The following is a 12,722-nucleotide window of genomic DNA, read 5'->3' as shown; positions in this document are numbered from 1 at the left end:
ATGCAACGCCTGACCCGCGATCAGATGGCCGCCCGCGTGGCCAAAGACATTCCCGACGGTGCCGTGGTCAACCTCGGTATCGGCCTGCCGACACTGGTCGGCAACCACCTGCCCGCAGACAGGGAAATCCTGCTGCACAGCGAGAACGGCCTGCTCGGCATGGGCCCCGCGCCCGCGCCCGGCGAAGAAGACGGCGACCTGATCAACGCCGGCAAGCAGCCGGTGACGATCAAGCCGGGCGCCTCGTACTTCCATCACGCCGATTCGTTCGCAATGATGCGCGGCGGCCACCTCGACTTCTGCGTGCTGGGTGCGTTCCAGGTCTCCGAGAAGGGCGACCTGGCCAACTGGCACACCGGCGCGCCCGGCGCCATCCCCGCCGTGGGCGGTGCGATGGACCTGGCCATCGGCGCCAAGGAGGTGTTCGTGATGATGGAACACCAGACCAAGCAGGGCGAGAGCAAGATCGTGCCGCAGTGCACCTATCCGCTCACCGGCATCGGCTGCGTGACCCGCATCTACACTGACCTTGCGACCATCGACGTGACCGCCGACGGGCTGGTCGCACGCGACCTGGTCGAAGGCCTGAGCTTCGAAGAGCTGCAGAGCCTGACCGGGGTGCCGCTCAGGCAAGCTGCATAAGCCGGGCCAGCGCCCGCGACGACACACACCAAGACGAGAGACACACCATGACCGAAGCCTTTATCTGCGACGCCATCCGCACCCCCATCGGCCGCTACGGCGGCAGCCTGTCCGCGGTGCGCCCGGACGACCTCGGCGCGGTGCCGCTGAAGGCGCTGATGGCCCGCAATCCGAACCTGGACTGGAAGGCCATCGATGACGTGATCTACGGCAACGCCAACCAGGCCGGCGAAGACAACCGCAACGTGGCGCGCATGTCGGCACTGCTGGCCGGCCTGCCGCAGGAAGTGCCGGGCGCCACCATCAACCGCCTGTGCGGCTCGGGCATGGACGCCACCGGCACCGCCGCGCGCGCCCTCAAGGCCGGCGAAGCCACCCTGATGATCGCCGGCGGCGTGGAAAGCATGAGCCGCGCCCCGTTCGTGATGGGCAAGGCCACCAGCGCGTTCTCGCGCGATGCGCAGATCTTCGACACCACCATCGGCTGGCGCTTTATCAACCCGGCCATGCGCGCGGCCTACGGCGTGGACTCGATGCCCGAGACCGCCGAGAACGTCGCCACCGACTACAAGATCAGCCGTGAAGACCAGGACCTGATGGCGCTGCGCAGCCAGGAAAAGGCTTCGCGTGCGCAGGCCGAAGGCACGCTGGCGCAGGAAATCACCCCGGTCACCATCGCCCAGAAGAAGGGCGACCCGATCGTGGTCGAGCGCGACGAGCACCCGCGCGCCACCAGCATGGAAGCGCTGGCCAAGCTGCGCGGCGTGGTCCGTCCTGACGGCACCGTGACCGCCGGCAATGCCTCGGGCGTGAACGACGGCGCCTGCGCGCTGCTGCTGGCCAGCGAAGCCGGCCTCAAGCAGCACGGCCTGACCCCGCGCGCCCGCATCGTCGGCATGGCCACCGCCGGCGTGGCGCCGCGCGTGATGGGCATCGGCCCGGCACCGGCGTCGCAGAAGCTGCTCAAGCAGCTGGGCATGACCATGGACCAGATCGACGTGATCGAGCTGAACGAAGCGTTCGCCGCGCAAGGCCTGGCCGTGCTGCGTGAACTGGGCGTGGCCGATGACGACAAGCGCGTCAACCCGAACGGCGGCGCGATTGCGCTGGGCCACCCGCTGGGCATGAGCGGCGCGCGCCTGGTCACCACCGCGATGTACCAGCTGCACCGCACCGGCGGCCGCTTCGCGCTGTGCACGATGTGCATCGGCGTGGGCCAGGGTATTGCGATGGTGATCGAGCGGGTTTAAGCGCGCTCGGTTGATCGGTTTGCCGCCCTCTCCCGCGTGCGGGAGAGGGCGGCAGTTCGCAGTCGTTTTGAAAGTGAATAAGAGATGTCCCTTCCCGTCGCCACGCTCGTGACCGGCGCCAGCTCCGGTATCGGCCGCGCCATCTGTGAAATGCTGCTGGCCGATGGCGTGACGCAGGTGGTCAATATCGACTACGCCGAACCGGCCTGGTCGCACCCGAACATGACCTTCTTCCAGGCCGACCTGACCGATGCCGAGGCGACCCGCGCCGTGGCCGCGCAGGTGACCTCGCGCTTCGCCGTCACGCGCCTGGTGAACAACGCCGGCGCCACGCGCCCCGGCACCGCCGATACCGCGACCGTCGCCGACCTGGACTACGTGACCGGCCTGCACCTGCAGGCCACGCTGCTGCTGACGCAGGCATGCCTGCCCGCGATGCGCGCCGCCGGTTTCGGCCGCATCGTCAACATGGCCTCGCGCGCCGCGCTGGGCAAGGCCGAGCGCGTGGTGTACTCGGCCACCAAGGCCGGCCTGATCGGCATGACCCGCACGCTGGCGATGGAGCTGGGCGGCGACGGCGTCACCGTCAACGCCGTGGCCCCGGGCCCGATCGCCACCGAACTGTTCCGCAAGAGCAACCCGGAAGGCGCCGAACAGACTAAACGCATCCTGGCCAGCATCACGGTCAAGCGCATGGGCACGCCGGAAGACGTGGCGCGCGCCGCGCTGTTCTTCCTGTCGCCGGACAACGGCTTCGTCACCGGCCAGGTGCTGTACGTGTGCGGCGGCACCACGCTGGGCGTTGCGCCGGTGTAAGCCCCGCGCGCCGGCCCGCCAGCATTCAAGCATTCAAGAGAAGAGGCGTTAATCAAGCGTCACGCATGGCGGCCCGTGGCCGGGCCGCCCACCGGATGCGCGCCAGTGCGCGCCATCCGTTCGGGAACGGCAATCAAGCCATTCAGCACAACCTCCCGCGGTACCCAATCACCGCCGGAACGATCCAGCACCGGAGCATTACCGATGAGACAAGATTCCCAGACCTCCACCACGCGCCGCCGCCTGCTTGCCGCTGGCGTGGCGCTGGCCACCGCCATCGCCGGCTTTGCCGGTGCGGCCCATGCGCAGGGCGGCTACCCGACCAAGCCGATCACCCTGATCGTGCCGTTCTCGGCCGGTGGCACTACCGACATCCTGGCCCGTATCGTCGGCCTGCAACTGGGCAAGGCGCTCGGCCAGCCGGTGGTGGTCGACAACCGTCCGGGCGCGGGCGGCAATATCGGCGCCTCGCTGGCCGCCAAGGCCCCGGGCGACGGCTACACGCTGTTCATGGGCACCATCGGCACGCACGCGATCAACCAGTCGCTGTATTCCAGGCTGCCGTATGACCCGGTCAAGGACTTCGCGCCGATCTCCCGCGTGGCGATGGTGCCGAACCTGGTGGTGGTGAATCCCAAGGTGCCGGTCAGCAACGTCAAGGAACTGATCGCCTACGTCAAGGCCAACCCGGACAAGCTGTCGTACGGTTCGTCGGGCAGCGGCTCGTCGATGCACCTGTCGGGCGAACTGTTCAACTCGATGACCGGCCTGCATATTCAGCACATCCCGTACAAGGGCAGCGCGCCGGCCGTGAACGACCTGCTGGGCAACCAGATCGGCCTGATGTTCGACAACATGCCGTCGTCGTATCCGCACGTGAAGGCCGGCAAGCTGCGCGCCATCGCGGTGACCTCGGCCAAGCGCTCGCCGGCGCTGCCGAACGTGCCGACCGTGGCCGAATCGGGCGTGCCCGGCTATGAAGCCACCTCGTGGTTCGCGCTGTACGCCACCGCCGGCACGCCGCAGCCCATCGTCGACCGCCTGAACGCCGAAGTGGTGAAGATCCTCGCCATGCCGGAAGTGAAGAAGCAGATGGCCGACCAGGGTGCGGAACCCAATCCGGAAAAGCCGGCCCAGCTGGCCGCGTTCATGAAGTCGGAAACGGCCAAGTGGGCGAAGGTGGTGAAGGCTTCGGGCGCTACCGTGGATTGATTCACGTCCTGGCTGCGCCATGGCAAGAAAAGCCGGTCCCTGTCGGGGACCGGCTTTTTTGCTTATGCGTGGCCGCCGGCATCGCTGCCGCTCAATCGCTGCCTAACTGCAGTGTGTTCTTCTGCCGCTTCTCGATCGCGGACTTGAGCAGCGCCGCACTGCGATAGATGCCGTGCGCGAACTTGCCATAAGGCAGCGTCGCAAACAACGCCATCACCACGCCCAGGTGGACCGCCAGCAGCAGCGGCATCGCCGCAGTGCCGCGCCCCGCCAGCAACCCCAGCCCGGTGGCGCTGGTCAGCAGCAGCAGCGCGATAAAGCCGCGGTCCATCGGCCGCTGCCTGGCATCCCCATGCATCGGGTGCCGGCGCAGGTTCAGCCACAGCAAGCCGGCCGGGCCCACCAGCAGGCCCACGCCGCCGGCGGTGCCCAGCAGCACCGGCAGGCTTGTGACCGGGTAGGGCGCATGCCAGCCCAGCAGGTAGTGGTAGCCGGTCGCCACCGCCGTCGACGCAAAGCACAGCATGAAGCCGTAGAAGGTGAAATGGTGGAAGCGCCGCCGCGCCAGCGTAAAGCGGTCGCTGGCCTCGTTGCAGCCGTCGCCGTGGCCGCCGTCAAGATAGGTGAGTGCCAGCACGTTCCTGGCCGTCTCGGCCACGGCGGGCGCCGATGCCGTACCGGCCGACACATCGCGCCAGAAGCGGCGCACGCCCAAGCCAAGCGCCAGCACGGCAAAGCCGAACACCCCGCCGAACCATGCCGCCAGCGTGTTGTGCGGGAATACCGCGTAGAAATTGCCGCCCGCATGCGCCTGCCACAGCGCCCCGCCCAGCGTGGCGGCCAGCGCCAGGAACAATGCCAGGCTGATCGCCAGCGCCACCGACACCGTCAGGCCGTTGCGCTGGTACAGCTTGCCCAGCGGCGCGGGCCATGCGTATTCGCTATACGTCTGCAGCCGCACCTTTGCCATCGCCTGCGGCACATTGACGCCGAAGTCGTGCGGCGGTGCGTACTGGCAGGCGTGGTAGCAGGCGCCGCAGTTGTGGCACAGGTTGGCCAGGTAGTGGACGTCGGCCTTGCCGAATTCAAGCCGGCGGGTCATGGCCGGGAACACCGCGCAGAAGCCTTCGCAGTAGCGGCAGGCATTGCAGATCTGCATCTGCCGGGCGACTTCGGCTTCGTTGTCGCTCAGCGGCAGCACGCGGATCACGCGGCTTTGCGGCGCCGCAGCGGCAGCGCCCTGCTCGGCCAGTTGCGCGGCCTCGCGTGCCAGGGCTTCAAGCTTCTGCATGAACAGCTCCCGTGTCGATGCCTGCTGCGAAGGCAGCCTGTGTGCCCGCGATGCGCCCGAAGGCGGTGCCGATCGACATGCCGACACCGGCCGTGTATCCCTTGCCGAGCACGTTGCCGGCCATCATTTCTCCTGCCACGAACAGATTCCCGCTTGGCTTGCCGCCAAAGTGCACCTGGGCGCGGTCATTGACCTTGAGGCCCAGGTAGGTGAAGGTAATGCCCGGCCGCAGCGCGTAGCCGTAGAACGGCGCCTGGTCGAGCGGCCTGGCCCAATGCGTCTTGGCCGGTGCCAGGCCTTCGGTGTGGCAGTCGTCCAGCGCGGTGTGGTCGAAGTTGCCGGCGCGGCAGGCGGCGTTGTAGTCCTGCACGGTCTGCACGAAAGCGGCTTCCGGCAGCCCCAGCTTGCGCGCGAGCTCCGGCAGCGTGTCGGCCTTCTCGCCGGGAAACACCGGTGGCATGAAGCGGCCGATGGCCTGGCTGTCGATGATCGAATAGCCGATCTGCCCGGGCTGCTGCGCCACCAGCCGGCCCCAGATGGCGTAGCGCTTGGGCCAGAAGTCCTCGCCCTCGTCGTAGAAGCGCCCGGCGTCGCGATTGACCACGATGCCCAGCGACACGCAATCGATGCGCGTGCAGATGCCGCCGTCGTACAGCGGCGCGCGCGCGTCGATGGCGACGCAGTGCGATTGCGACGGGTCGCCGATGGCATCGGCGCCGGCGTCGATCATGTAGCGCAGCAGCACGCCCTGGTTGAAGCGCGTGCCGCGGATCAGGAAGTTGTCGGCGGGCCATTCGCCGCGTTCGTTCTGGCCCCAGGCCTCGCGCAGCCATTCGCGGTTGGATTCGAAACCGCCCGCGGCCAGCACGCAGGTGCGCGCGGTGAAGCGCTGGCTGCCGCTGCGCGCGGCGACGAAGCGGTCGCCGTCCAGTTCGATGGCGTCCACCGGGGTGTCATAGCGGACCTGCACGCCCATCGCTTCGGCGCTGCGGTAATACGCATTGACCAGCGCCTTGCCGCCACCCATGAAGAAGGCGTTGGTGCGGGCCACGTGCAACGCGCCCGACAGCGGCGGCTGGAAGCGCACGCCATGCCTGTGCATCCACGGCCGGCAGGTGGACGACGCGCGGATCACCAGCCGCGCCAGGTGTTCGTCGGTGATGCCGCCGGTGACCTTGAGCAGGTCCTGCCAGTACTCTTCTTCGGGATAGGCGTCGACCAGCACGTCTTGCGGCGCGTCGTGCATGCAGCGCAGGTTGCGCGTGTGCTGGGAGTTGCCGCCGCGCCACTCGCGCGGCGCGGATTCGAGCAGCTGCACCGTGGCCCCGGCTTCGCGCGCCATCAGCGCCGCGCACAGGGCCGCGTTGCCGCCGCCAATTACCAATACGTCGACCATCGGAATTGTCTCCTTGCTGGCGTCATCTTGGCGGGCAAGGCGAGCCGGCGCCATCAGGGGGGCGGCAAGGGGGCTTCAGTTTTCGTGAAGCCCGGCCCGGGCGGCGCCTGGTTCAGCGCGGGCGCAACGTGGCGCCGGGCCAGCGTCCTTCGCGCACCAGCGTGGTGGCGACGTCGGCCAGCACCACGCGCGCGGCCAGGCCGGCCGGCGACAGTTCATCGTCGCACAGGCTGACCAGCAGGTTGGGCCGCGTGGCGCCTGCGTCGCTGACCAGGATGCTGCGGTAGGGCGTGCCGTGGCTGCGCGCCAGCGCCGCGCCCGGCTGAATGGTGGCGCCCAGGCCGCCGCGCACGGCGTCCATCAGGATGGCGAGTCCGTCGATCTCCGCCACGACCTGGGGCTCGCGCCTGGCCTGGCGGAAGCACGCAGCAACCAGCGCGCGCAGCCCGTGCGAGCCGCTGGGCAGGATCAGCGGCAGCTTGCCCAGTGCCGCCACCGAGGTCTGCTCGCCGCGCGGCATGCCGGCCAGTCCCTCGGCGCCGATCACGAACAGGCGCTCATCGAGCAGCGGCAGCACGCTCCAGCGCTGTGCGGGCTCTTCGCTGAACAGCACCGCCAGGTCGATCTGGCGTGCGCTCAGCATGCTGCCGAGGTAGCCGGACAGGCTCTCCACCATGCGCAGCCGCACGTCGGGGTAGCGCTCGCGCATGGCCTGCATGAAGGGCAGTGCCAGCACTGCCGCGGTGCTGGGCGGCAGGCCCACGCTGACATGGCCAGACAGGCGCGCCTGCCGCGCGGCCAGCGCGGCGTCGTCGATATGGCGCAGCGCCAGCTGGGCCTGGCGCCAGAAGGCCAGCCCGGCGTCGGTGGCGACCACGCCGGTGGAAGTGCGCTGCAGCAGCCGCGTCGACAGCTCGCTCTCCAGCCGGCTGATCTGCTGGCTCAGCGCGGACGTGACCACGCCCAGCTCCAGCGCCGCCTTGCCCATGCTGCCGTGCTCGATCACGCTGATGAAGTAGCGCAGTTGCCTCAGTTCCATGCCGCGTCCCCGCTGCTGCAATTTGCCCGCATGGTAGCGGAAAACCTGCCACGGTTCACGAATCCTGAAGACCCGTTAACGCCCGCCCGATGGCGCGCTTGCCAGCCGCTGCGTAGAGTCGCACCGGTCAGAAACGGGCGGCCCGCACCGCCATCCGATCACTACATGACTTCCCGCAAAGGAGACTGCATGACAACCGTTTCGCGCATTCGCCGCGCCCTGGTGGCCTGCCTTGCCGGCAGCGCCGTGCTGGGCGCGCCCGCCGCGTTCGCCGCGGACAACTGGCCGACCAAACCGATCACGCTGGTGGTGCCGTTCGCCAGCGGCGGCACCACCGACATCCTCGCCCGCACGATCGGCCAGAAGCTGGGCGAGGCGCTGCAGCAGCCGGTGGTGGTGGACAACCGCCCCGGCGCCGGCGGCACCCTCGGCGCGGCCAACGTGGCGCGCGCGCCGGCCGACGGCTACACCTTCCTGCTGGCCACCGTCGCCCACACCATGGCGCCGGCCATCTACAAGAGCCTGCCCTACGAGTTCACGCGCGACCTCGATCCGGTGGGCCTGGTGGCGCTGACGCCCAATGTGCTGGTGGTCAATCCTGCAATCCCGGTGAAGTCCGTACCCGACCTGATCGCCTATATCAAGGCGCATCCCGGCAAGGTCAACTACGGCTCGGCCGGCATCGGCAGCACCGAGCACTTGTCCGGCGAACTGTTCCGCGCGCTGACGGGCACCGACATCGCACACGTGCCGTACAAGGGCGGCGCGCCGATGATGACCGACCTGATCGCAGGCCAGATCCAGATGGCGATCGAGACCAGCCCGTCGGCCTTGCAACACGTGCGCAGCGGCAAGGTCAGGGCGCTGGCGGTCACCACCGCGAAGCGTTCCGGCGCCTACCCCGGCGTGCCGACGCTGACGGAGAGCGGCGTCAAGGGCTACGACGTCACCACGTGGTTCGCGCTGATGGCGCCGCGCGGCACGCCCGCGGCGATCGAACAGCGCGTATCGGCGGAACTGGCCAGGCTGTTGCAGGCGCCGGAGGTGCGCAAGCGGTTCGACGAGCAGGGCGTGACCGCGGGCGACCTGACGCCGACGCAGCTTGCCGCCTTTATCCGCGCCGAGACCGACAAGTGGGGCAAGGTGGCGCGGGATTCGGGGGCGAAGGCGGAATAGCGGCCACGCGCACAGGATGCGGCGCTGGCTGCACCGGGAGACCGTGCGCAGCGCCCGCGGCGGCCGGCCAGCCGCCAGAACCTGGATCTGAACACCCCTTGCCGGCCAGGGTCCAATGGATGTGGCCAGCCTGGACCCGGGAGCATTGCCATGCATGACCTGACCTTCGTTCACGCCGACGCGGCCCATGTCGAATGGCAGGTCGCGCTGGCCGACTGCCAGCGCCAGCTGGACACACAGGACTTCCTGCGCCAGGCGCGGCTGGACCACCCGCCGCCGCTCACGCTCGGCTGGTGCTACCTGAGCGACTACTACGCGCTGGCCGCCGAGGCTATCCTTGCGGCGTTGCAGCAGAACTGGCCCGGCGTGTCCTGGATCGGTGCGGTCGGCGTGGGGGTGTCGGCCAGCGGCGTGGAGTACATCGACCAGCCCGGCATGGTGCTGATGGCGGCGCCGTTTCCGCGCGAGTCCTTCCAGCTGTTCTCGGGGCGCCAGCCTTTGCCGCCACGGTCTTCCGCGTTTATTCCCCATACCGCGCTGGTGCATGCCGAGAGCAGCACACCGGATCTGCAGGAGCTGCTGCGCGAACTGAGCGCGCGCACGGCCACCGGCTACCTGTTCGGCGGCTTGTCCTCCGCGCGCAACCGTACCTTGCACATCGCGGATGGCGTCTTCTCCGGCGGGTTGTCGGGCGTCTTGTTCGGGCCCGAGGTGGAGCTGGTTTCGCGCGTCACGCAGGGCTGCCAGCCGATCGGGCCGGCGCGCGCCGTGACACGCAGCGATCACAACCTGCTGTTCGAACTGGATGGCAAGCCGGCCCTGGATTGCATCCTGCATGACCTGGGCGTCGAACGCGACGCCCCGGTGGAGACCATGGCGGAGGCACTCTCCGGAACGCTGGCGGGCCTGAATTCAGCCGCCGACGATGCCCCGGTCCTGCCCGGACGATTTGGCGCCGATACGCTGGTGCGCCACCTGATCGGCCTGGACGTGCAGCACCGCGTGCTGGCGCTGGCCGACATGGTCGCGCCCGGCATGCGGCTGGCTTTCTGCGAGCGCAATGCCGCCGCGGCGCGTGCGGACCTGGTGCGCGTCGCCACCGAAATCCGCACGGAGATCGAGCACGGCGGCCGCGGCAGCGCACGTGGCGCGCTCTATATCAGCTGCGCGGGCAGGGGCGGGCCGCATTTCGGCGCCCCGCATGCCGAGCTCCAGACCGTGCGCCAGGCGCTGGGTGACCTGCCGCTGGCCGGCTTCTTTGCCGGCGGCGAGATCGCAAGGGATCACCTCTATGGCTATACGGGGGTGCTGACGGTGTTCACCGGCCACTGACCTGGCATGCAGGCGTCAGCGGACGACGGCATCGATGCTGCGCACCTGGCGCGCAAACCAGGTGCGCAGCAGGCCGTTGGACAGCACCATCGGCAGCGAATACGCAAGGATCCGGTAGACCTGGCTGCGCGGCACCCTGGACGCCTGGGCGCAGTCCAGCCAGTTGTCGTTGCGCACCAGCAGCAGCAAGGTCTCCATGCCGATCAGGATGGGCCACAGGCATGCCAGCCGCAGCCGGATGAAGCGAGGGGGGATGGCCAGCGTATAGGCCATCGCCTCGTGAAAGTGGTCCAGTGTCTTGCGCACAAGTTCGCGCATCAGGGCGCGCGCGCGCAGCGAGGCGTCGGGCAGCAGCAGGTCCTGCGGGCTCAAGCCGTGCTGGTGCAGCATCGTGGCCGGCAGATAGCAGCGGCCGATGCGCAGGTCCTTGCCGCAGTCGCGCAGGACATTGGTCATCTGCAAGGCCTTGCCGAAGCGAACCCCGCGACGCAGCATGGCGTCGGGCTCGCCGATCGCGCCGGGCATGTGGGCGGCAGTCATGCTGGTCCAGAATTCGCCCACGCATCCGGCGACCAGATACGTGTAGCGGTCAAGCGCTTCCGGTTCGCGCAGCGCGACGATGCGGCCGGCGCGCTCGTCGGGGAAGGTGCGCAGGTCGAATTCCATGCCTTCGGTCAGGGTCGACACGATCTGCCGTACCGCTTGCCGGTCATCCGCGTCCAGTTGCGCCAGCACCGCCAGCGCGGGGCCCAGTGACTCGAGCAGGATGCGCTCATCCGACTGTTCCTGCTGGTCCGCCACCTCTGTGGCGATGCTGTCGGCCAGCGCCGCGTCTGCGGTCGCACCGTTGACCTGGTCGCGCAACGCCAGCAGCAGCGCCAGCCGCCGTTGCGGCGGGATCAGCGAGGTATCGGCAATCGTGTCCGCGGCGCGCGCCAGCAGGTAGGCCAGGCCAACCGGATCGCGCATCCGGGCGGGCAGCACGCGCAGCGTGAGGTAGAACGAACGCGAGACGCCTTTGAGCAGCGGACCGAGGAGGAACGCCCGGCTGGGTTCGCGCATGGGTGGTGTCCTGTTCCCTGAGAGGTTGGCGAAAGTGACATGGCCCGGCCGACCGTCCGGCCGGGCCCGGGCATTGTACCTTCGACACCAGGGGCAGATGGCAGGCCGTGTTCAGGACGAGTCTTTGCCGAGATAACGCTCAAACCACTGCGCCGCCAGGCGAGCGACCGATTCCAGTGCGCCAGGCTCCTCGAACAAATGGGAGGCGCCGGGCACGATCACCAGTTTCTTGGTGCATGTCAGCTGGGCATAGGCCGACTCATTGCGTTCCAGGACGCTCAGATCCAGCCCGCCGATGATCAGCATGGTGGGCGCAGACAGTTTCGCCAGGGCGTCGGGGCCCGCCAGGTCGACCCGGCCCCCGCGCGAAACAACGGCGTGTACCGGGATGGGCGACTGGCACGCGGCACGGATCGACGCGGCGCCACCAACGCTGGCGCCGAAGTAGCCGAACCGCTGTGGCACGGCTTGCTGCCGCGCCACCCAGCTTGTCGCCTGCGCCAGCCGTGTCGCCAGGAGCTCGACGTCGAAGCGGATGGCCTGCACCTGGTCTTCCTCCGGCAGGAGCAGGTCCATCAGCAGCGTTGCCATGCCGCAGCGATTGAGCTCCGCGGCCACATGGCGATTGCGCGGGCTAAGCCGGGAACTGCCCGTGCCGTGCGCAAACAATACCAATGCGACTGCGCCGGGCGGCAACGTGAGTATGCCTTGCAGGTCCACGCCGCCGGCGGGGATCACAACCTCGATGGCTTCTGAATTGCTCCGCATGGCGCAGTCCTCCGACAGGTGGTGCGTTGACGTGCCTCGCGTTGCAATCGCGCCCATCCAAGTCCACTATAGGGCGGGCGTGGCGGCGAGGCCAGTCGCCGTGTGCAGGGATCCTGACGTGCGCAATCGACAACCATCCCCATGGATCAGGAGGCAACATGAAGACCCTGTTTCTCGTCCGGCATGCCAAGTCAAGTCGCGATGTTCCGTCCCTGCCCGACCGCGAGCGCCCCCTGGATGAGCGTGGCCGGCACGATGCGCCGGAAATGGGCAGGCGCCTGGCCGGCCGCAAGGTGAAGCCCGATCAGATCGTGTCGAGTCCGGCCGTGCGCGCACTGACCACGGCGCAGCTGATCGCCGACGAGCTCGGCTATGAACGCCAGGACATCGTGATCGATGACCGGCTTTACGCCAGCAGCGCCGACGCACTGCTGGCCGTCATCCATGCGCTCGACAAGAAGCTTGGCAGCGTGATGCTGTTCGGTCACAACCCCGAGTTCACCGACCTCGCGCATCGCTTGTCGGGCGAGATCACCGACATGCCTACCTGCGCCGTCGCCACATTCCGCTTCGACACGAAGGCGTGGGAGGAGGTCGGGGAAATCACCCCGGCGAAAGCCTCGCTGGACTCGCCGAAGAAGTAAGCCAATGGCCGCAGCTGCTGCGGCAACCAAAAGGCCAGGACTCAAGGGGCGTGGCAGTGATAGCCCCGGCTTGACCATCCGGTGCGAAGCGATA

At 68.6% G+C, this 12,722-nt stretch carries 12 protein-coding genes; 7 read left to right on the top strand and 5 right to left on the bottom strand.

Annotated elements, in window-relative coordinates:
* The 4 genes from ACZ5MJ_RS25130 to ACZ5MJ_RS25115 all read left to right on the top strand — a co-directional run bounded on the left by ACZ5MJ_RS25130 (position 1) and on the right by ACZ5MJ_RS25115 (position 3,920).
* Positions 1–642, top strand: a complete 642-nt coding sequence (locus ACZ5MJ_RS25130; protein ID WP_464226393.1) for a CoA transferase subunit B — start codon at positions 1–3, stop codon at positions 640–642.
* A 47-nt stretch (positions 643–689) separates the two neighbouring features.
* Positions 690–1,892 carry a 3-oxoadipyl-CoA thiolase gene (gene pcaF / locus ACZ5MJ_RS25125; RefSeq protein ID WP_464226392.1) on the top strand — a complete coding sequence of 401 codons (1,203 nt, stop codon included), beginning with the start codon at positions 690–692 and terminating at the stop codon, positions 1,890–1,892.
* A gap of 84 nt (positions 1,893–1,976) precedes the next feature.
* Positions 1,977–2,708, top strand: coding sequence for an SDR family NAD(P)-dependent oxidoreductase (locus ACZ5MJ_RS25120; protein ID WP_464226391.1), 732 nt, complete (start codon positions 1,977–1,979; stop codon positions 2,706–2,708).
* Between the two features lie 204 nt (positions 2,709–2,912).
* Positions 2,913–3,920, top strand: coding sequence for a Bug family tripartite tricarboxylate transporter substrate binding protein (locus tag ACZ5MJ_RS25115; protein WP_464226390.1), 1,008 nt, complete (start codon positions 2,913–2,915; stop codon positions 3,918–3,920).
* 91 nt (positions 3,921–4,011) lie between these two features.
* Here the strand turns inward: ACZ5MJ_RS25115 and tcuB are convergent, their stop codons facing one another.
* The 3 genes from tcuB to ACZ5MJ_RS25100 form a co-directional block, all read right to left on the bottom strand.
* Positions 4,012–5,211, bottom strand: a complete 1,200-nt coding sequence (tcuB, locus tag ACZ5MJ_RS25110; protein ID WP_464226389.1) for a tricarballylate utilization 4Fe-4S protein TcuB — start codon at positions 5,209–5,211, stop codon at positions 4,012–4,014.
* Entirely contained in the window at positions 5,198–6,607 is a 1,410-nt protein-coding gene (gene tcuA, locus ACZ5MJ_RS25105; RefSeq protein ID WP_464226388.1) for an FAD-dependent tricarballylate dehydrogenase TcuA, read from the bottom strand. The genes tcuB and tcuA overlap by 14 nt, the downstream gene beginning before the upstream one ends.
* Before the next feature lie 112 nt (positions 6,608–6,719).
* Complete coding sequence (locus ACZ5MJ_RS25100) at positions 6,720–7,646, bottom strand: LysR family transcriptional regulator (RefSeq protein ID WP_464226387.1); 927 nt, start codon at positions 7,644–7,646, stop codon at positions 6,720–6,722.
* Positions 7,647–7,835: 189 nt separating this feature from the next.
* Between ACZ5MJ_RS25100 and ACZ5MJ_RS25095 the strand changes: the two genes are divergently transcribed.
* Together ACZ5MJ_RS25095 and ACZ5MJ_RS25090 are read left to right on the top strand one after the other, a co-directional pair.
* A complete protein-coding gene (locus tag ACZ5MJ_RS25095) occupies positions 7,836–8,822 on the top strand; it encodes a Bug family tripartite tricarboxylate transporter substrate binding protein (protein ID WP_464226386.1) in 987 nt (328 codons plus the stop codon).
* A 150-nt stretch (positions 8,823–8,972) separates the two neighbouring features.
* Entirely contained in the window at positions 8,973–10,154 is a 1,182-nt protein-coding gene (locus ACZ5MJ_RS25090) for an FIST signal transduction protein (protein ID WP_464226385.1), read from the top strand.
* A gap of 15 nt (positions 10,155–10,169) precedes the next feature.
* Here the strand turns inward: ACZ5MJ_RS25090 and ACZ5MJ_RS25085 are convergent, their stop codons facing one another.
* Together ACZ5MJ_RS25085 and ACZ5MJ_RS25080 are read right to left on the bottom strand one after the other, a co-directional pair.
* Positions 10,170–11,216 (bottom strand): phytoene/squalene synthase family protein, encoded by a 1,047-nt coding sequence (locus ACZ5MJ_RS25085; protein ID WP_464226384.1) that lies wholly within the window; start codon positions 11,214–11,216, stop codon positions 10,170–10,172.
* Positions 11,217–11,327: 111 nt separating this feature from the next.
* Positions 11,328–11,984 carry a dienelactone hydrolase family protein gene (locus ACZ5MJ_RS25080; RefSeq protein WP_464226609.1) on the bottom strand — a complete coding sequence of 219 codons (657 nt, stop codon included), beginning with the start codon at positions 11,982–11,984 and terminating at the stop codon, positions 11,328–11,330.
* A 158-nt stretch (positions 11,985–12,142) separates the two neighbouring features.
* Between ACZ5MJ_RS25080 and ACZ5MJ_RS25075 the strand changes: the two genes are divergently transcribed.
* Positions 12,143–12,628 carry a SixA phosphatase family protein gene (locus ACZ5MJ_RS25075; protein ID WP_464226382.1) on the top strand — a complete coding sequence of 162 codons (486 nt, stop codon included), beginning with the start codon at positions 12,143–12,145 and terminating at the stop codon, positions 12,626–12,628.
* Positions 12,629–12,722: the final 94 nt, after the last annotated feature.

The organism is Cupriavidus sp. LA-1, from assembly GCF_055385985.1.
The sequence above is the reverse complement of the archived record's forward strand: the minus strand, read 5'-3'. Positions and strand labels throughout refer to the sequence as shown.

Coding starts and splice junctions, on each gene's coding strand:
- ACZ5MJ_RS25100 (WP_464226387.1), bottom strand. CDS start 7,646: ATGGAACTGAGGCAACTGCGCTACTTCATCAGCGTGATCGAGCACGGC.
- ACZ5MJ_RS25115 (WP_464226390.1), top strand. CDS start 2,913: ATGAGACAAGATTCCCAGACCTCCACCACGCGCCGCCGCCTGCTTGCC.
- tcuB (WP_464226389.1), bottom strand. CDS start 5,211: ATGCAGAAGCTTGAAGCCCTGGCACGCGAGGCCGCGCAACTGGCCGAG.
- ACZ5MJ_RS25085 (WP_464226384.1), bottom strand. CDS start 11,216: ATGCGCGAACCCAGCCGGGCGTTCCTCCTCGGTCCGCTGCTCAAAGGC.
- tcuA (WP_464226388.1), bottom strand. CDS start 6,607: ATGGTCGACGTATTGGTAATTGGCGGCGGCAACGCGGCCCTGTGCGCG.
- ACZ5MJ_RS25095 (WP_464226386.1), top strand. CDS start 7,836: ATGACAACCGTTTCGCGCATTCGCCGCGCCCTGGTGGCCTGCCTTGCC.
- ACZ5MJ_RS25120 (WP_464226391.1), top strand. CDS start 1,977: ATGTCCCTTCCCGTCGCCACGCTCGTGACCGGCGCCAGCTCCGGTATC.
- ACZ5MJ_RS25090 (WP_464226385.1), top strand. CDS start 8,973: ATGCATGACCTGACCTTCGTTCACGCCGACGCGGCCCATGTCGAATGG.
- pcaF (WP_464226392.1), top strand. CDS start 690: ATGACCGAAGCCTTTATCTGCGACGCCATCCGCACCCCCATCGGCCGC.
- ACZ5MJ_RS25080 (WP_464226609.1), bottom strand. CDS start 11,984: ATGCGGAGCAATTCAGAAGCCATCGAGGTTGTGATCCCCGCCGGCGGC.
- ACZ5MJ_RS25130 (WP_464226393.1), top strand. CDS start 1: ATGCAACGCCTGACCCGCGATCAGATGGCCGCCCGCGTGGCCAAAGAC.
- ACZ5MJ_RS25075 (WP_464226382.1), top strand. CDS start 12,143: ATGAAGACCCTGTTTCTCGTCCGGCATGCCAAGTCAAGTCGCGATGTT.